Source organism: Vibrio kanaloae (assembly GCF_024347535.1).
Lineage (GTDB): Bacteria > Pseudomonadota > Gammaproteobacteria > Enterobacterales > Vibrionaceae > Vibrio > Vibrio kanaloae.
This window is the reverse complement of the sequence record NZ_AP025497.1, coordinates 1,305,597-1,323,417: the sequence shown is the minus strand read 5'-3', so window position 1 is coordinate 1,323,417 and position 17,821 is coordinate 1,305,597. Positions and strand designations below refer to the sequence as shown.

Sequence of the window (17,821 nt, the reverse complement as noted above, 5' to 3'; positions counted from 1 at the left end):
TTATTGCCTTTTCTGTGCGTGAGGAGTGCTGTCGTGAGCCAAAAAGAACAGATAAAAAAATATGAAGGTCCCGCGGGCGGTTGGGGCGCGTTAAAAGCCGTCACTAAGAGTTGGTGGGGCAGCGAAAACGCCATCAAAAACATTCGAACAATGCTTAAAACGAATCAAAACGGTGGTTTTGATTGTCCAGGGTGCGCATGGGGTGAATCCCCACACGGCAGTAAAGTGAACTTCTGTGAGAACGGTGCAAAAGCCGTGAACTGGGAAGCCACAAATCGATTTGTGGATCCTGACTTTTTCGCTGAACACAGCGTAACGTCCTTGTTATCACAAACAGATTACTGGCTGGAATACCAAGGCCGAATAACCCATCCGATGAAGTACGACGCAGCATCCGACCACTATATTCCTATTTCATGGGACGAAGCCTTTTCGCTCATAGCCAAGCATTTGAAGCAACTCGACTCACCACATCAAGCCGAATTTTACACCTCGGGTCGCGCCAGTAATGAAGCAGCATTTTTGTACCAACTCTTCGTTCGTGCGTTTGGAACAAATAACTTCCCAGACTGTTCAAACATGTGCCACGAAGCCAGTGCAATTGGCATGAAAGATACGGTCGGTGTCGGCAAAGGAACCGTGATTTTTGACGACTTTGAACAAGCAGACGCGATCTTTGTGCTCGGGCAAAACCCAGGCACTAACCACCCTCGCATGCTTGAGCCATTGCGTGAAGCGGTAAAACGCGGTGCGCAGGTGATCTGTTTCAACCCATTGAAAGAACGTGGGCTTGAACGCTTCCAAAACCCTCAAGTTCCGATTGAAATGCTAAGCAATGGTTCAAAACCAACCAATACTGCTTACTTAAGACCAGCATTAGGTGGTGATATGGCGGTCTTTCGTGGGATGGCTAAATATTTACTGCAATGGGAACGTGATGCGCTCGCAACGAAAGGAAAAGCCATATTTGATCGTCAATTCATCAACGAACACACCACAGGTATTGATGAATACTTAGCAGAAGTTGATGCGACAACATGGGAGCATATTGCTGAACAATCGGGATTAGCTTTAAGCGAGATAGAAATGGTCGCTGACATGTATCGCCGTTCAGAAAAAGTGATTATGTGCTGGGCTATGGGGTTAACACAACATCGTCATTCGGTACAAACCATCAAAGAAATAGCCAATGTACAATTGTTGCGCGGCAACATCGGTAAGCCCGGCGCTGGGCTATCACCCGTTCGGGGGCATAGTAATGTTCAAGGCGATCGTACAATGGGTATCGATGAAAAACCCTCAAACCAATTGCTTGATAACATTGAACGTCGCTTTAACTTCAATGTCCCACGAGATGCAGGGCACAACACCATACAAGCGATTAAAGCGATGGAGGAAAAACGCTCGAAAGTCTTTATTGGTTTAGGTGGTAATTTTGCGCAAGCCACACCCGATACTCCTCGCACGCATCTAGCGATGCAAAATTGTGACCTAACCGTTCATATCTCAACTAAGCTCAATCGCTCTCACCTTGTTACCGGTCAAGATGCCCTGATTCTGCCATGTTTGGGACGCACGGAAATCGATACACAGGCTAATGGGCCACAAGGCATCACCGTTGAAGATACGTTCAGCATGGTTCATATCTCTTACGGGCAGCTCAAGCCTCGATCAGAACATTTACGTTCTGAGCCAGCCATTATTGCGGGTATTGCTAATGCCACTCTGGGCAGCCATCCAATAGATTGGAATTGGGTCGTTGAAGATTATGGGCATATCCGCGATCTCATTGCAGATACGATTCCAGGCTTTACCGACTTCAATCAGAAGCTGGAAAATCCGGGGGGATTTCATTTAGTTAATCCTGCCGCAAATCGTCAATGGAACACCCACAGCGGTAAAGCGCAATTTGGCTCCAATGAACTGCCAAAACAGCTAATTAATGAAGCGGTTTTGCAAGGTGTTAATAAACCCGATTTGATCTTACAAACCATGCGTTCCCATGATCAATACAACACCACGTTATATGGCTTGAATGATCGGTACCGCGGTATCTTTGGTATGCGTGAGGTTCTGTTTATCAATGAAGCAGATATATCGAAGCTCGGTTTTGAACCGGGTGACAAGGTCGATATGGTGTCACTTTGGGAAGATGGTGTAACGAGAAAAGTGAAAGGGTTTACCTTGGTGGCTTATGACGTTCCACAAGGTCAGGCAGCGGCTTACTATCCTGAAACCAACCCTTTAGTTCCTCTAGACAGTTATGGTGAACGAACGTTTACCCCGACCTCGAAATTTATAGCCATTAGATTAGAAAAATCTGTGTCTGACACCATTCCCCTTGAAACCGTCAGCTAACTTTCAATCAACAACTAACCTTCAACCGACAACTAAAAAAATCCACCTGTTTTAGCAGGTGGATTCTAATGTTTACGCTTCGCCAATATAAATACAACCTGCAGTACAGGTTTCTTTAATTTCAACTTTGCTCAAAAGCGGCAAGTTTGGTTTTAGCTCATTCCAGATCCACTTAGCCAACACTTCACTTGTAGGGTTCTCTAAACCCTTAATGTCGTTGAGGTAGTAATGATCTAAACGGTTGTAAATCGGTTTGAATACCGCTTTAATTTCCGAGAAGTCAATTACCCAGCCTGTATGTGGATCAACTTCACCTTCTACGTACAAGCGAACAAGAAAAGAGTGGCCATGCAAACGACCGCATTTATGCCCTTCTGGCACATGAGGAAGATGGTGGGCAGCTTCAAACATAAACTCTTTGTATAACTCAGTTCTCATTGTGTTTCTCAGGCTAAAAAAATGACACGCAATTTTACGTAAAACCACTACACACTACAAGTTCTATCACCGTTGGACGTCCTTACTCGAGTAAGGATTCCCCCAAAAGCTAATTATGCTGCTTCATAAAATCAATATGCACATTAATGGAAGCTCAACACTAAATTAAAACCTAATTTACATAATAGAAGCGCCACAATCTCGCTACATCACAGAAACAAAACCACAACCACAACCACAACCGGAGTATGGTCACATAATTCACCCTACTCCATAGGTAGTAGAGACTCTAACAAGTAAAGTGTGCGCGTCATTATAATTAAAAAAAACAAACACCTTATGCGCTCAACGATCACCTTTAAAATCCTAGTGGCTCTCGCCATCGTGTTCACTTTTTTGCTAGTAATATCGACCTACTTTCAATATTCGCAGCAAAAGCAGCTTGTTCATTCTGTATTAAGTGAACAGCTCCATGATAAGGCGAGCAACTATTTCGATAGCCTCAATATGATGATGCTGACTGGCACCATGGCACAGAAAGAGACGCTTCGTCAGAAAGCATTGGCACAAGAAGGTATTGAAGATGTTCGCGTATTACGGGCTGATACTGTGAGCAGGCTATACGGCCCTGGAAATGACAACCAAACACCTGTAGATGATATTGATAAACGCGCGCTAGCGGGTGAAACTGTCATCGAGTCATTTTCTGCAGATTGGGGGAAGGGCTTAGTTATCGCCCTACCTATGAAATCGAGCGAAAACTATCGTGGTACCAACTGTGTGGCCTGCCATATGGCACCGGAAGGTGAAGTGTTGGGGGCCATTCGTCTTGAATACAACCTAAATCACGTCAACTCCTTGATCAACACTCAAACGATGGCCGCAATCGGTATTATGGCAGTGATCTCTTTTGCTGGGTTTATTCTAACAATGGGGTTGGTTCGTAAAATTATTGTTCGCCCACTGCAACACACCTCGCGCTTTATGACTCAAGTTAGCAACGACAAAAACTTATCAACTCGTCTACCAGATCAAAGCAAAGATGAAATAGGTACTTTGGCGAACTCTATTAATTCATTTATGGGGACGGTGTCTGACAGCCTAAAACAGGTGCAGAATACATCTCACAAACTGAATGCTTCCGCCACCCAACTAACTAGTGTCGCCCAAATTACAGAGCAAGCCGCCAGTGATCAGCAGAATGAAACCGCTGAAGTACAAAATAATGTGGAAGGGATACAAGCTCAACAAGTCAATGTAGAACAAGCTACTTTAACGGCATCAGACCTTATCAACCATACCGCTGACGTAGCATGCCAAAGTGCCAACCAAGCACACGACGCCAGTAATGAAATAAAGAACTTAGTGGCCAGCATTGAAGAAGTTAAACAGAAAATACTAATGCTCAATGAACAAACTGGAGAAGTGTCTTCGATATTGGGCGTAATTCGGGGCATTGCGGATCAAACAAATTTATTGGCACTTAACGCTGCAATTGAAGCTGCTCGTGCGGGTGAACAGGGTCGTGGCTTTGCGGTGGTCGCTGACGAAGTCCGTCATCTAGCATCACGAACCGCTGAAGCGACAAGTAGTATTGAATCGATTATCCTCCAATTCCAACAAGGCAGCGAAGAATCATTAACCTCTGCCGATCGCGTTTGCGAACAAGCACATCAAAGTTCAACAGATATTGATACGCTGTCCAATGAAATGAACGGTGTTGTGGAAGAGATGAAACAAGTATTAACACACGCTCGAAACATTCAGCAACAGACGCAATCCACCACACTAGCGACCATGGATGTTCAACAAAAAGTCGAAGCTATTACTTCTCATGCCGATAATACCTCACAATCTGCGGCTGAAACCCGCGACATCAGCAATGGCCTAGAAGAACTTTCTGATCACCTTGAATCACTGATTAATCAATTTACTCTATCTAACTCAAGCACCCATTATAAGAACAATTCATAGCACCGCCAAACTGCAGTATTACCATCTAATCCAAAAGTGCTCAGCCATGAGCACTTATGTCTTTGCCCAATATTAGAAAGCAACCTCAGTGCACTGCCACTATCTCCGAAGAATCTACTAACCTAGTTTAATAATAAAATCGAGCCCTCTTCACCCCTTCAGCTTTACTTTAAATAGGCTCTGTTATTAGATCTGCCACAGCAACGCATTATGAGATCGAACAAAAAATAACCCTTCATGGTTTTTCTTGTCTGTAGACACAATATTTCTTTCACCGAACAAGAATAAAGGTTGAAGCTGTCCGTATGACAGGTAATATGTTCAATCGATTTAGAAAGTATATACAACTCAATGTTTCGGCCAATAATTGTTCATTATTTATATTAATTTGAGGCCATGCTAATAACATTGAGTTGAATTTGTCCCTCAATGGAGAATGAAATCAACATGACTTACGCGCCTGTAACAGACGTACTTGGCGGCAAGCTAGCGGTAGACAGTGAAGTAACTGTTCGTGGCTGGATCCGTTCACGTCGTGATTCCAAAGCTGGAATCTCTTTCCTTGCCATTTATGACGGCTCTTGTTTCGACCCGATTCAGGCCGTGGTTCCTAATAATCTTAATAATTACGAAAACGAAGTATTAAAGCTAACGACTGGCTGCTCTGTTGAAGTAACGGGTAAGATTGTTGAGTCTCCTGCGAAAGGTCAAGACTTCGAACTAGCAGCAACTGACGTTAAAGTTGTAGGCTGGGTTGAAGACGCTGACACTTACCCAATGGCTAAGACACGTCACTCTATCGAATACCTTCGTGAAGTTGCTCACCTACGTCCACGTACAAACGTGATTGGCGCAGTAGCACGTGTACGTAACTGTCTATCTCAAGCGATTCACCGTTTCTACCACGAGCAAGGCTTCTTCTGGACTTCTGCTCCGCTTATCACTGCATCTGATGCAGAAGGCGCTGGTGAAATGTTCCGTGTTTCTACGCTAGACATGGAAAACCTACCACGCACTGAAAAAGGCGACGTAGACTTCAACGAAGATTTCTTCGGTAAAGAGACGTTCCTAACAGTATCTGGCCAACTTAATGCTGAAGCTTATGCTTGTGCACTAAGCAAGGTTTACACGTTCGGTCCTACGTTCCGTGCTGAAAACTCAAACACAAGCCGCCACCTAGCCGAGTTCTGGATGGTTGAGCCTGAAGTTGCGTTTGCAGACCTTAACGATGTAGCGAAACTGGCTGAAGACATGCTTAAGTACGTTTTCGCTGCTGTTCTTGAAGAGCGCCGCGACGACCTTGAATTCTTCGCTTCTCGCATCGACAAGCAAGCAATTACTCGTCTAGAGCAATTCGTTGACGCTGACTTCGCACAAGTTGACTACACTGACGCAATCCAAATCCTACTAGACTCTGGTAAGAAATTTGAGTTTGACGTTGAGTGGGGCATCGACATGTCTTCTGAGCATGAGCGTTACCTAGCTGAAGAGCACTTCAAAGCACCTGTTATCGTTAAGAACTACCCGAAAGACATCAAAGCTTTCTACATGCGCTTAAACGACGACGGCAAAACAGTTGCAGCAATGGACGTACTTGCACCAGGCATCGGTGAAATCATCGGTGGTGCACAACGTGAAGAGCGTCTAGACATTCTAGACGAGCGTATGATTGCTATGGGTATCGACCCTGAGCACATGAGCTGGTACCGCGACCTACGTAAATACGGCACAGTGCCACACGCTGGTTTCGGTCTTGGTTTCGAGCGTCTAGTATCTTACGTAACAGGTATGGGCAACGTTCGTGACGTGATTCCATTCCCACGTACACCACGCTCTGCAAACTTCTAATTCGAAACTAATTCGATATTAAAAGTTAAGAACAAATAAAAAACCTCCGCACTTGCGGAGGTTTTTTTATGTTCGGAATAAAACGAGACGACGGTTGCTTCTGCGTACCACCGCCTAAGATTCGTTATTCAAAAGCTAATCAACATCTTGGTCGATAGCGTATTTTATTGCGAGACCGCAGATTGCCATCATAACGAACGGGATAGCCGCAGTAGTGTATTCTGCCCAGGCCATATCAGCGAATGCTTTTGCCAACAATACGTGGCCGAGAATAAGCAGAAGCGCACACACAATCGCGACAATAATCAGCTTAGCTTCGTTTCCCATAGTCATTTTCAACATAACGGTATCTCCAATATTTAATCTACCGTTATTGAATCACAATTATTTACTTTATAAGGCGTACAATTACACTACAAACAACCCGTACAGTTACAATCGCTACCTCTTATTTTAGTACGTCATCTGATGCGCGATCTTACCAAGTAGGATAAGTGCCTGTTCTTTCTCTACAGTGAGTTCATAAGAAAAATTCAATCGAATTGCATTGCCTACTCTGCCTTGCTCACTAAATAAGTCACCCGATGCCACACTGATGTCTTGTGCAATAGCTAATTGATGGAATTGCTGGCTGTCGAAGTCAGGAGAGAAACGAACCCAGACAAAGTAACCACCAGCAGGCTCTTCAATCTTGATGGAATGCGGGAAGTACTGTTTGATGACGCTAATAAAGCGCTCTTTTCTAACCAACAGGTTTTTGCGCAGTTTACGTAGGTGATTATCGTAGCTTTCATGAGTCAAAAAATGTGCAACTCCAAGCTGCACAGGTGCGCTGCTCGACAAGGTAGAAAGAAGTTGAAGCTTTTGAATCGCGTCATTAAAGCGTGTGTTCACGACCCAACCGACACGATAGCCGGGGCACAGGCTTTTCGAATACGAACCACAAAGCAAAACAGAATCGGTATTATCAAAGGCTTTTAATGGCTTAGGTTTGTGCCCCTCATAATAAAGGTCTCCATACACGTCATCTTCAATAATGTAGGCTTCATGCTGCTCCGCAATCTTTACCACAAGGCGCTTCGCCTCTTCAGACAGGCTAGTTCCGGTTGGGTTTTGAAAGGTTGTCATCAGCCAGCACGCTTTTACATCTTGGTTTTTTAAGGCACGTTCAAACTGTTCGATGTTCAATCCATTAATTGGGCAAACATCCACTTCAATCGGGTTAAGCCCTAACCTCTCAACAGCCTGCAAAGCCCCGTAGAATGCAGGCGACTCAATCACCACGTTGTCGCCCGACTTAGTAACCGTTTGTAGGCTTAAATTTAGCGCTTCCATCGCGCCTGACGTAATCACAATATCTTGATGGTTAACCGTTATACCTTGCTGCAGATAACGCTGTGCGATTTGTCTTCTTAGGGACTCGCTTCCAGGTGGCAAGTTGTTAATCACACTGGCGCCGGTCATCTTCCTGCCAGCACTGGCAAGGTTTCGAGTCAAAGTCGGCAATGGGAAAAGGTCAGGGTCTGGGAATGCGGAGCCAAAAGGAATGACACCCTCTGCAGAGCTAGATTTCAAGAACTCGAATAGGCGGTCGTTGATCGCTTTCTTTTCGCGCACGAATGGCAGTTTATAATCAATGCCATCCACTCGTGGCGCTACAAAATAGCCAGACTGAGGCTTAGCGATGATCCAACCCTCACTTTCGAGCAATTGATAAGCTTGTAAGACAGTACTGTTGCTGACGTTATAATTACGGCAACTCACGCGTACAGAAGGAATCTTTTCCCCAGTTCGCCAAGTGTTATTAGCAATCTGAGTTCGAATATCCTTTGCAAGCTCTTCATAACGCGCCATCTAATTGTACTACCTAGAGAAATTCTGTGGGCCCAGATTTTATCACTAACGTTAACAACTATTGCTGCTAACCAAGTGATTACTTCTGATTTCTATAATTGTGTGAAATAGTTCACAGATAACTTTGTAAGCTTTGATAGTTTTGTACTCAAGGCGCGAGCTAAGGTCGCTCTTCGCCTCAATTATTTGATGTAACCCAGAAAACATGCGAGACAATAATGAAAAAAATAGAAGCAGACCAACTAAGTTACAAAGGAAAGTCAAACGGTGTTCATAGTTGGACAACACCGAGTGGACAGCCATATTACTGGCACCCAGACTGGCTCCATATCGCTGAAGATGCGACAGGTTCACATCCAAAGCAGAAACTCGACGTCGATCAAAACCAAGCACCAACTGAAAAACACGCGGTGTCGGCCATTCTTAAGCATTTAAACCAATGGGCTGCAGACAAGCTAGCGTCTCATCCTGAGATTGAAACAGGCTCCATCGAAGCTGAAATCAATCTGAAAAAGTAACAGGGTAAAGTAGATAACGAACCCAATCACTCGCGATTCTAACCCAGTATACAGACTGAATAGCCTCGAACCTCGACCGAGGCTATTCAAGTATCTTCATAAAAATGCAGCAATAACCCACACCTAGCTAACAAATATCCAACACAAACCAGTTTCTTGTATCAATCCACGAAAGCTATCGATAGAATCTCCGGTCTTATTCACGTCAGTTATGCTAATCGTTCGTAATTCTAAAGTCGTGAATCAATGAATGCGTAAATCTAATAAGAATGAGAACAAAGGCTTACGATGGATACTTCAAATTACAATCAATCGCTAACGACTAAGTTATACGTCATTGCTGGCGTGCTGTTTGGCACCTATGGCAGTCGGGTGTGTCCTATGCTCGAGAGCTTAACGACGTTAGAGATTTTCACACAAGTCAGTATTGTGTTTGTCTTATTATGGCTCGCGCGTCGTTACCTATTAGCGCAACATACCTTGGTCAAGCAAGGCCGATTCGCGCAACTCGATACCCTGCTATTTTTTGTTGCAAGTGTGCCTTTCGCGCTCTACTACAACTTAAGCTATGAATTCACCATAGATAGTAATTTGAAGGTGCTGTTTGGAATGAGTCTATTCGGCTTCTTTACCGGAACCATTCTTCAATTGAACGCTAAGCTCAGCCAAATGGATAAAATGGAGACGACTGGACAATTCAACTTCCAACTGGTTGGTGAAAGAAGTTCACTAGTCAAGCAGATGATAGGCTTGGTTATCGTGCTTCTGGTAACACTGACGACTATGTTGACGATGATTGCTGTCAAAGACATCTTCTGGTTAGAACATAACCCTGACCGCTTATTGGATGGCACCGGCAAGATCAGCGTGATCAAAGAGTTTATTTATTTGGCTGTGGTACTGGGTGGCTACGCGATAACCATCATGACGCTTTGGAGTAAGCTAATTAAGCGTATTCTCCTAAGCCAAGAGCACGCATTAAACAAAGTCACCAATGGCGAGCAAGGCGTTCGCTTACCTATTTTCGGCTACAACGAGCTTGGATCAATGGCATCTATGACCAATACCATGCTTGATAGCCTTGAAACCGCGCAAAACGAAGTGAAAACCACACGTGACGTGGCCATTGTGAGCTTATCGGCATTGGCTGAATCTCGAGACAATGAAACGGGCGCACATATCCTAAGAACTCAAGAGTACGTCAAGGTGCTCGCACAAGAGCTCAGCAAATCAGAAACCCACTCAAGCTTGTTAACACCAAACTACATCGAGTTGCTTTACAAATCTGCGCCTTTACACGACGTAGGCAAAGTCGGTGTGCCTGATAGCGTGTTATTGAAGCCGGGCAAATTGACTGACGAAGAGTTTGAGATAATGAAAGGTCACCCCGCGATTGGTGCTGAAGCACTTTCTATTGCAGAAAAGCAGCTAGGAAGTAGCTCTTTCTTAAGAGTCGCAAAGGAGATATCTCTGACTCACCACGAGAAATGGAATGGCAATGGTTATCCTAATCAGTTGTCTGGTGAAGATATCCCGTTATCTGGCCGTTTAATGGCATTGGCCGATGTTTATGATGCGCTCATCTCGAAGCGAGTCTACAAGCCAGCCTTTACTCACGAACAAGCCAAACAGATCATCTTAGAAGGCAATGGGACGCATTTTGATCCGCAAGTTGTCCAAGCTTTTCTAGCTGTTGAACAAGCGTTCGTTTTAATTGCCGCGACCTACAAAGATGGAAAAAATGTAGCCAACGAACTCGAGCGCGAAAGCTTTATTGCTCAACCTGCCTAATCTATTCAAAAACCACTAACTTCTTGCACCCTATGGGTAACCCGTAGGGTGTTTTGTTATCAAATTTCCTCTTTAGTCAATAAATCTGATTGAAATGGATTTTTTTTGGTCTTTCTGTTCACTTCGTATTGTCATAAAAATCCCATACAGGTATAAATACCCATAGATACTATCCCCTCTCAATTGACATGGATGAAGATTATGTTTGAAAAAGTGTTAGCTGCTCCCGCCGATCCTATCCTCGGCCTTACTGAAGAGTTTAAAAAAGACTCTCGTGCAGAGAAAATCAACCTTGGTGTGGGCATCTACAAAAATGAAGATGGTCAAACGCCTGTACTTAAAACAGTAAAGAAAGCAGAAGCTGCACTTCTTGAAAACGAAAAAACCAAATCTTACCTAACAATTGAAGGTACAGCTGAATACGGTTTAGCGGTTCAGAAGCTTCTTTTCGGTTCAGATACTGAGATCGTTACGTCTCAACGCGCTAAAACAGCACAAGCGCCAGGTGGTACAGGTGCACTTCGCGTAGCGGGTGAATTCATCAAACGCCAACTGGGCGATGTGAAAATCTGGATCAGTAACCCAACTTGGGCTAACCACAACGGCGTTTTCGCTGCTGCGGGTATCGAAACGGCTCAATACAGCTACTACAACGCTGAAACTAAAGACAAAGACTTCGCTGGCATGGTTGCTGACCTAGAGAACGCTTCTGAAGGCGATATCGTTCTTCTTCACGGCTGCTGTCACAACCCAACAGGTATCGACCCTACTGCTGATGAATGGGAAGTACTGGCTAAACTGGTTGCTGAGAAGAAACTGCTTCCTCTATTCGATTTTGCTTACCAAGGTTTTGCAAAAGGCGTTGAAGAAGATGCTGCTGGCCTACGTGTTTTTGCTCAATACAACAAAGAGATCCTTGTTGCTAGCTCGTTCTCTAAGAACTTCGGCTTGTACAACGAACGTGTAGGTGCATTCACTCTGGTTGCAGAATCTGCAGACGTAGCAACGACAGCGTTCTCTCAAGTTAAGAGCATTATCCGCTCTATCTACTCTAACCCACCAGCGCACGGCAGTGCTGTCGTTACTCACATCCTTGGTGATGCTGATCTACGTGCTGAATGGGAAGCAGAAGTAGCAGAAATGCGTGACCGTATCCAAGAGATGCGTGAGCTATTCGTAACTACACTGAAATCTGAAGGTGTAGACGCAGACTTCACATTCATCGAACGTCAAAACGGCATGTTCTCGTTCTCTGGCCTAAGCAAAGAGCAAGTAACTCGCCTAAAAGATGAATTCGCTATCTACATTGTTGGTTCTGGCCGTATCAGTGTTGCTGGTATGACTAAGTCAAACATGGGTCCTCTATGTAAAGGTATCGCTGCGGTTCTTTAATCGTAAAGCGAAACCTGTATTTGTAGACCTATAGATATGCAAAAGCCAGCGACTAAGCTGGCTTTTTTGTGTCTGTCTTCTTTATTTATGAGCGGTTAAGACACGTTGTCTTTGCGTTACTAGTTAGTACTCTAGGAAAAACTCCACGCCCAGTTCATTAGTACGTTCACTACGAATCTTACCTTCACCATCTCGATGTTGGTATGACCCACCAATCGCAAACTTGTTGGTCACTAGATAACGTAAACCTAAATGATAGATCTCTTCATCAAACAGATCACTTCGATTCACTTGCACACTCCCGTTGGCAATCCAACGTTTCGCAAAGCCATAGTTAAGCCCAACTTTTACCCCTTGAATGAACTCCGTGTCTGAAGATTCAGTTCGGTTGGTATCATTATCTTCGACCTGACCTTTAGTGATACCAAGCAGGTAGTAAGCAACCACATCTAGATCTTTCTTAATGCCGTAACGGTAACCAACACCCGGCATAAGCGTATCAATTCGAGTTGTGGTGTCATCTGGGTGAATGAAGCGTGCACTGTAGTCGCCCAACAACAACCAACCGCCAGTCATCGCATAACTGCCACCCAATCCAAACGACGAAGCATTGTTATTTCCACCAGCATCTTCATTTAAGCTCCCCGAATACGCCGTGGCATATATATGGTCATAATCAAGAATGGGTACACTATGAGTTTCTGCCCACAAACTTGGAGAAAACATAAAAACGGTAGATACCAAACTAAGCTTCCACTTCGACATTTCTATCATCCTTAAACTAGCACTCCATTAGTTGAAAGATTAGCCTATCCATAAGACTTCAAAAAGGTTTTACCTCACAGATTGATTTGTGACGGCAAATTATTATGAAATGTTGTACCATGAAATCATACGAACTAATGGATGATCATTATGGATGCTGAGTTATTAGAGATTCAAAACTTTCTGGCACAATACCCTCCTTTCACCGATCTCCCTGAAGATATGTTGGCGAAAGTCACCAGTAGTGTGGAAATTTCTTATTATCGCCAAGACACACCTATCATTCACTTTGGTGACCAAATTCACGACCTTTACATCGTGCGAAGCGGTGAGGTTGAGGTGTATCGTCGTAAGGGCGAACTCTATAATCGCCTTGATGAAGGTCACCTATTCGGCCAAATGGGTCTACTCACTAACAACAAAGTTCGCTTCCCTGTTAAAGCAATAGAAGACACTCTGCTCTACTGTGTCCCAGAGGCAATTTTTCAAGAACTTTATGACAACTATGACTCTTTTGCTGATTTTGTCGAAGTGGAAGACAATGCGCGATTACGCCAAGCCAATTCCAATAATAACGATGCTAACGATCTATCGACATCAAAGGTAAAAACGCTGCTCACCGGCGAAGCCCCAATGATAGAGAAAACGTGCACTATCCAACAAGCCGCCACCATGATGGCAGAAGACAACGTCTCTTCCTTACTGATCATCGACCCAGATATTGTTGAAGATGATGAGGACGATTCAACCCCTGTGATCGGTATTATTACCGACCGCGACTTGTGTACACGTGTACTTGCAGAAGGTCTAGAGCCATCAAATGAAGTTTCAAGTGTCATGACGCCAGAAGTTATCTCACTCGACCACAATGCTTACGTATACGAAGCCATGATGACCATGCTTCGCTATAACGTACACCACCTGCCCGTGCTAAAAGATAAGAAGCCAATCGGCATTATCGAAGCGACTGATATCGTACGGTATGAATCTCAAAACTCTCTGCTACTGGTAAGTAGTATCTTCCAACAACAAAGTATTGAAGACCTTAAAGTGCTTTCGGAACAAGTGAAAGATAGCTTTGTACGCTTGGTTAACGAAGATGCCAATGCTCACATGGTCGGCACCGCGATGTCAGTAATTGGGCGTAGCTTCAAACAACGTATTATCGAGTTAGGGGAAGAGCAATTGGGTACGGCGCCCATTCCTTATTGCTTCCTAGCTCTCGGCTCTATGGGGCGTGATGAACAGCTGCTTGTGACCGACCAAGACAACGCCATTATTCTTGATGACACATACGACGAAGCAAAACACGGCAAGTACTTTGAAGAGCTTTCAAAGTTCATTTGTGACGGCTTAGACCAATGTGGTTATGTTTACTGTACCGGTGACATCATGGCAACCAACCCGACTTGGCGTATGACACGTAGAGAATGGGAAGAGTGCTTTGCGGACTGGATTGATGATCCAAATCCGAAAGCCTTACTGAATGCTTCTATCTTCTTCGACTTAGATGGTGTCTACGGCCGTTTGAAATGGGCTGAACAGCTGAACAGTTTCATCGTAAGACGCGCACGCAAGAACAACCGCTTCCTAGCGTGTCTTGCTCGTAACGCACTCAATCGAACACCGCCTCTGGGCTTCTTCAAAGATTTCGTTATGGAAAAAGATGGCCGCCATAACAACTCAATCAACCTTAAGCGTCGCGGTACTGCACCGTTGGCGGATCTGATTCGTGTTCACTCTTTGGCGGTGGCCTCTCGTTCGAAGAACTCATTTGAACGATTAGATGACATTATCGACGCAGGTATTTTGCCAAAAGGCAGAGCACAAGACCTGAAAGATGCCATGGAGTTCATCTCTTTGGTTCGTATTCGCCACCAAGCGCACGATGTCGACAACAACATCGAGCCTGATAACAACATCGAGCCAGAGAACCTGTCTGACTTCGAGCGACGTAACCTAAAGGACGCATTCCAAATCTTAAGTAATGCGCAAAACTTCCTTAAGTTCCGTTACCAAGCTAGCAATAAGTTTAAGTAGGGCCTATGAACAAACTATTTAGATCACCTGCGGTCGATTGGCCTTTTAAATTTGCTCAAAAACTAGAGCGTTCAAAGGATAAGCGTTTAAAGAAGTTCTACAGTGAGCCACTTCCCGATCCAGACACTCCGCTGTCTGAGGTGACCTTTTTAGCTGTGGATTTTGAAACCACAGGCTTAAATTCGGCGAAGGATGGCATTATTACCATTGGACTAGTACCTTTTACACTCAATCGTATTTATCTAAGACAAGCAAGGCATTGGACGCTAAGGCCTAAGCAAAAACTGGAAGAAGAATCTGTCGTTATTCACGGTATCACACACAATGACATCATCGATGCGCCGGACTTAAACGAGGTGCTTGATGAGATTTTGGACGCAATCGCCGGGCATATTCCTGTTGTTCACTACCGCCGTATTGAGCGTGAGTTCTTAGACAACGCGTTGAAAGTAAGGTTAGGAGAAGGTATTGAATTTCCAGTATTAGATACACTAGAAATCGAATCTCAAATTCAGAATAGATTGGTTGGTGGTTTCTGGAATAGACTAAAAGGTAAGAAACCCGCATCAATAAGGCTTGGACAAAGCCGACGTCGCTACCATTTACCAGATTACACCCCACACCACGCTTTGACTGATGCCATTGCAACAGCAGAGTTACTACAAGCGCAGATTGCGCATCATTTTAGCCCTGACATGCCGGTTAAAGATTTCTGGTTATAGCTAGATTTAAATACTGTTTAAATCGTACGTGAAGCGATTAGGCATTAACCATTAGCCATTAGCCGTTTTACACCTTAATACTCATAACGCTCACATCATCTAAATAGTGAGCGTTTTGTTTTTGCGTATTAGGAAAAGCTTACTCCGCTGTCGGACCAACTAATCGCATTTCCCAATCTTCGACTTTGCCGGTTTCAAGGCGACGATCTATAAGTGCTCCCCAAGATTCGACTAAAGGTAGCTCCGCCAATTCTTTAAGATCTTGTTTATCTAAACAACCTGTGAACACCGCTCCCATGATTCGAGTTAACGACCATTCTGGATAAGGTCTTTCACATAGAATGATCTCATCTCCAGCACCGATATCCCCCTCTTCCAATACACGGAAATACCAGCCAGTTCTTAGCGTATCTTGCAGCCTTCTTGCCATATCATTTTGATCGAATCTCACGTTCAGCTTCCAGCACGGCATACGCCCTTGCGAGACTTCCAACAATGTTGAACCAATACGAATCTTATCTTTCAAGCAAATGGAGTGCTCCGTGATGCCGCTTGAGCTTAGGTTCTCGCCAAATGCGCCTGCAGATTGAAAGATGATTTTGTCACCTAACTCTTCCTGCCAAACTGGGTAGTGCTCGCTTGGGTAGATATGAAGGGCTTTTTGAATACCACCGTGAAAGCGAGGGTCGCCTTGTTCATCAGTGGTAAAACCAAGTTCTGTGGCATGCTGACGCTCAGGTGAAATCTGCTTGTTGATGGCACTATTTGCACCGTATGCAAAGGCAACAGTTTTACCAACCAATACGCTATTTACTAAGCCTAACTTCTTCATATCTTTCCCTTTTACCTAAACTTATTTGCTGTTTTATACGAGCTAAAGCCAACTTATTGCTCGCCCAGTGATTTAAATACCGGAACCGCTGCTAATACTTCAATGTGGTTTTCTGTGCTCTTTAAGTAACGCGTTTCGCTGTTCGAAAGCAATAGATGACGCTGATAACCTTCTGTTTTCGGAAACTTAGCCAAGACCGTTTCGAGCGATGTTTCACACTTATTTTGGTTAATACCTTCAATATCGACTTTGAATAGTAGTTGGTTTTCTTTCGATATTTCAACTTGATATCGCATACGCGTGCCCTCTCTACTTCATTCACTCTGCCGGGCATGATAGCCTAGTCTCGCCACGTCAGAATAGGGATATAAAGACACTTAACCATGCTAACCCGCCAAATAGATTCTCACTCCGGAGTCATCACCTCAAATGAGATGATGGTCGCTAACCCGAATTCGCCCGCGTTGGTGAAGACCATCGATATGCCCAAGGGTTACGTCGATGCAATGCACCAACATACATGGCATCAAGTGATCTTCCCGATCAAAGGTCTGCTGCAAACGAAAACCGAGCACTACCAACATCTTGTGCCCCATACCTCGGCTTTGTTTGTGCCTGCAGGGATTCAACATGAATCTATCGCACTCAGCCATACGACGTTTGTCGGCATTTACCTCAATCCAGCCTTTGGTACTAAGTATGAACCTCAAGTACGAACCATTACCCTTACACCGTTTTTAAATGAGTTATTACAGGAAATTCGCAGACAGTGCGAAGGATTTGTGAGTGATGAAGAGGTATCGCGATTGCTTTCGGTATTGCACGATCAGATCATGAAAGACAACGTTCAGACCTATCAATTGTTGCTACCCGAAGACCGACGATTGAAGCTTATATTTGAAGCGCTGACAGAGGCACCAACGTTGGATTTATCGTTGAAGGAATGGGGAGATAAAGTCGGCGCATCAGAGCGAACCTTATCGCGCTTATTCTCAAAAGAGTTCAACACATCATTTCAGTTGTGGCGACAACAAATCCGCCTGATTTACTCGTTGTCTTTGCTCGATGAAGAGCTTTCGATCCAACATATTGCTGACCAAGTTGGCTATCAAAACGACTCATCCTACATCAAAGCATTCAAGGCTTCCTTCAATGTCACCCCGCAGCAGTTTCGCTTAAATGGTCGACGAAGATAATTTTAGCCTCTATATTTTTAGCATCTGTAGAGATAAAAAAAGAGGAGCCCCAGGCTCCTCTCTTTATTGGTTAATATCGAAGTTCGCCTATTG

The 17,821-nt window shown here is 44.3% G+C and carries 15 protein-coding genes; 9 read left to right on the top strand and 6 right to left on the bottom strand.

Annotated features, from left to right (window positions below; genetic code table 11):
* The first annotated feature begins 33 nt into the window (after window positions 1-33).
* Window positions 34-2,358, top strand: a complete 2,325-nt coding sequence (locus OCV24_RS06195; RefSeq protein WP_150878441.1) for an FdhF/YdeP family oxidoreductase — start codon at window positions 34-36, stop codon at window positions 2,356-2,358.
* Between the two features lie 72 nt (window positions 2,359-2,430).
* Here the strand turns inward: OCV24_RS06195 and queD are convergent, their stop codons facing one another.
* Window positions 2,431-2,796, bottom strand: a complete 366-nt coding sequence (gene queD, locus OCV24_RS06190) for a 6-carboxytetrahydropterin synthase QueD (RefSeq protein ID WP_017057536.1) — start codon at window positions 2,794-2,796, stop codon at window positions 2,431-2,433.
* Between the two features lie 339 nt (window positions 2,797-3,135).
* On the opposite strand from queD, the gene OCV24_RS06185 reads away from it, so the two are divergent.
* A complete protein-coding gene (locus tag OCV24_RS06185; RefSeq protein ID WP_150878439.1) occupies window positions 3,136-4,770 on the top strand; it encodes a methyl-accepting chemotaxis protein in 1,635 nt (544 codons plus the stop codon).
* A 447-nt stretch (window positions 4,771-5,217) separates the two neighbouring features.
* Window positions 5,218-6,618, top strand: a complete 1,401-nt coding sequence (asnS, locus tag OCV24_RS06180; protein WP_017060416.1) for an asparagine--tRNA ligase — start codon at window positions 5,218-5,220, stop codon at window positions 6,616-6,618.
* A gap of 135 nt (window positions 6,619-6,753) precedes the next feature.
* Here asnS and OCV24_RS06175 read toward each other — a convergent pair whose 3' ends face one another.
* Window positions 6,754-6,960 (bottom strand): hypothetical protein, encoded by a 207-nt coding sequence (locus tag OCV24_RS06175; protein ID WP_017057539.1) that lies wholly within the window; start codon window positions 6,958-6,960, stop codon window positions 6,754-6,756.
* A 111-nt stretch (window positions 6,961-7,071) separates the two neighbouring features.
* Complete coding sequence (locus OCV24_RS06170; protein ID WP_137026101.1) at window positions 7,072-8,472, bottom strand: aminotransferase-like domain-containing protein; 1,401 nt, start codon at window positions 8,470-8,472, stop codon at window positions 7,072-7,074.
* A 218-nt stretch (window positions 8,473-8,690) separates the two neighbouring features.
* Here OCV24_RS06170 and OCV24_RS06165 point away from each other — a divergent pair, with 218 nt between their 5' ends.
* The 3 genes from OCV24_RS06165 (at window position 8,691) to OCV24_RS06155 (ending at window position 12,173) form a co-directional block, all read left to right on the top strand.
* Window positions 8,691-8,990 (top strand): hypothetical protein, encoded by a 300-nt coding sequence (locus OCV24_RS06165; protein WP_102506139.1) that lies wholly within the window; start codon window positions 8,691-8,693, stop codon window positions 8,988-8,990.
* Window positions 8,991-9,278: 288 nt separating this feature from the next.
* Entirely contained in the window at window positions 9,279-10,781 is a 1,503-nt protein-coding gene (locus OCV24_RS06160; protein ID WP_150878437.1) for an HD-GYP domain-containing protein, read from the top strand.
* 201 nt (window positions 10,782-10,982) lie between these two features.
* Window positions 10,983-12,173, top strand: a complete 1,191-nt coding sequence (locus tag OCV24_RS06155; protein ID WP_017057543.1) for an amino acid aminotransferase — start codon at window positions 10,983-10,985, stop codon at window positions 12,171-12,173.
* 123 nt (window positions 12,174-12,296) lie between these two features.
* On the opposite strand, the gene OCV24_RS06150 is transcribed toward OCV24_RS06155, so the two are convergent.
* On the bottom strand, window positions 12,297-12,938 hold the full coding sequence (locus OCV24_RS06150) for an outer membrane beta-barrel protein (protein WP_017057544.1): 642 nt from the start codon (window positions 12,936-12,938) through the stop codon (window positions 12,297-12,299).
* A 150-nt stretch (window positions 12,939-13,088) separates the two neighbouring features.
* Here OCV24_RS06150 and OCV24_RS06145 point away from each other — a divergent pair, with 150 nt between their 5' ends.
* Together OCV24_RS06145 and OCV24_RS06140 are read left to right on the top strand one after the other, a co-directional pair.
* Window positions 13,089-14,978 carry a DUF294 nucleotidyltransferase-like domain-containing protein gene (locus OCV24_RS06145; RefSeq protein WP_017057545.1) on the top strand — a complete coding sequence of 630 codons (1,890 nt, stop codon included), beginning with the start codon at window positions 13,089-13,091 and terminating at the stop codon, window positions 14,976-14,978.
* A gap of 5 nt (window positions 14,979-14,983) precedes the next feature.
* Window positions 14,984-15,700 (top strand): 3'-5' exonuclease, encoded by a 717-nt coding sequence (locus OCV24_RS06140; protein WP_077680534.1) that lies wholly within the window; start codon window positions 14,984-14,986, stop codon window positions 15,698-15,700.
* A gap of 139 nt (window positions 15,701-15,839) precedes the next feature.
* Here the strand turns inward: OCV24_RS06140 and OCV24_RS06135 are convergent, their stop codons facing one another.
* On the bottom strand, window positions 15,840-16,532 hold the full coding sequence (locus OCV24_RS06135) for an MOSC domain-containing protein (RefSeq protein ID WP_077680535.1): 693 nt from the start codon (window positions 16,530-16,532) through the stop codon (window positions 15,840-15,842).
* 53 nt (window positions 16,533-16,585) lie between these two features.
* Window positions 16,586-16,828: a hypothetical protein gene (locus tag OCV24_RS06130; RefSeq protein WP_004734698.1), complete on the bottom strand. Its 243-nt coding sequence runs from the start codon at window positions 16,826-16,828 to the stop codon at window positions 16,586-16,588.
* Window positions 16,829-16,915: 87 nt separating this feature from the next.
* Here OCV24_RS06130 and OCV24_RS06125 point away from each other — a divergent pair, with 87 nt between their 5' ends.
* Window positions 16,916-17,728, top strand: a complete 813-nt coding sequence (locus OCV24_RS06125; protein WP_077680536.1) for an AraC family transcriptional regulator — start codon at window positions 16,916-16,918, stop codon at window positions 17,726-17,728.
* Window positions 17,729-17,821: the final 93 nt, after the last annotated feature.

Coding starts and splice junctions, on each gene's coding strand:
- queD (WP_017057536.1), bottom strand. CDS start 2,796: ATGAGAACTGAGTTATACAAAGAGTTTATGTTTGAAGCTGCCCACCAT.
- OCV24_RS06185 (WP_150878439.1), top strand. CDS start 3,136: ATGCGCTCAACGATCACCTTTAAAATCCTAGTGGCTCTCGCCATCGTG.
- asnS (WP_017060416.1), top strand. CDS start 5,218: ATGACTTACGCGCCTGTAACAGACGTACTTGGCGGCAAGCTAGCGGTA.
- OCV24_RS06175 (WP_017057539.1), bottom strand. CDS start 6,960: ATGTTGAAAATGACTATGGGAAACGAAGCTAAGCTGATTATTGTCGCG.
- OCV24_RS06170 (WP_137026101.1), bottom strand. CDS start 8,472: ATGGCGCGTTATGAAGAGCTTGCAAAGGATATTCGAACTCAGATTGCT.
- OCV24_RS06165 (WP_102506139.1), top strand. CDS start 8,691: ATGAAAAAAATAGAAGCAGACCAACTAAGTTACAAAGGAAAGTCAAAC.
- OCV24_RS06160 (WP_150878437.1), top strand. CDS start 9,279: ATGGATACTTCAAATTACAATCAATCGCTAACGACTAAGTTATACGTC.
- OCV24_RS06155 (WP_017057543.1), top strand. CDS start 10,983: ATGTTTGAAAAAGTGTTAGCTGCTCCCGCCGATCCTATCCTCGGCCTT.
- OCV24_RS06150 (WP_017057544.1), bottom strand. CDS start 12,938: ATGTCGAAGTGGAAGCTTAGTTTGGTATCTACCGTTTTTATGTTTTCT.
- OCV24_RS06145 (WP_017057545.1), top strand. CDS start 13,089: ATGGATGCTGAGTTATTAGAGATTCAAAACTTTCTGGCACAATACCCT.
- OCV24_RS06140 (WP_077680534.1), top strand. CDS start 14,984: ATGAACAAACTATTTAGATCACCTGCGGTCGATTGGCCTTTTAAATTT.
- OCV24_RS06135 (WP_077680535.1), bottom strand. CDS start 16,532: ATGAAGAAGTTAGGCTTAGTAAATAGCGTATTGGTTGGTAAAACTGTT.
- OCV24_RS06130 (WP_004734698.1), bottom strand. CDS start 16,828: ATGCGATATCAAGTTGAAATATCGAAAGAAAACCAACTACTATTCAAA.
- OCV24_RS06125 (WP_077680536.1), top strand. CDS start 16,916: ATGCTAACCCGCCAAATAGATTCTCACTCCGGAGTCATCACCTCAAAT.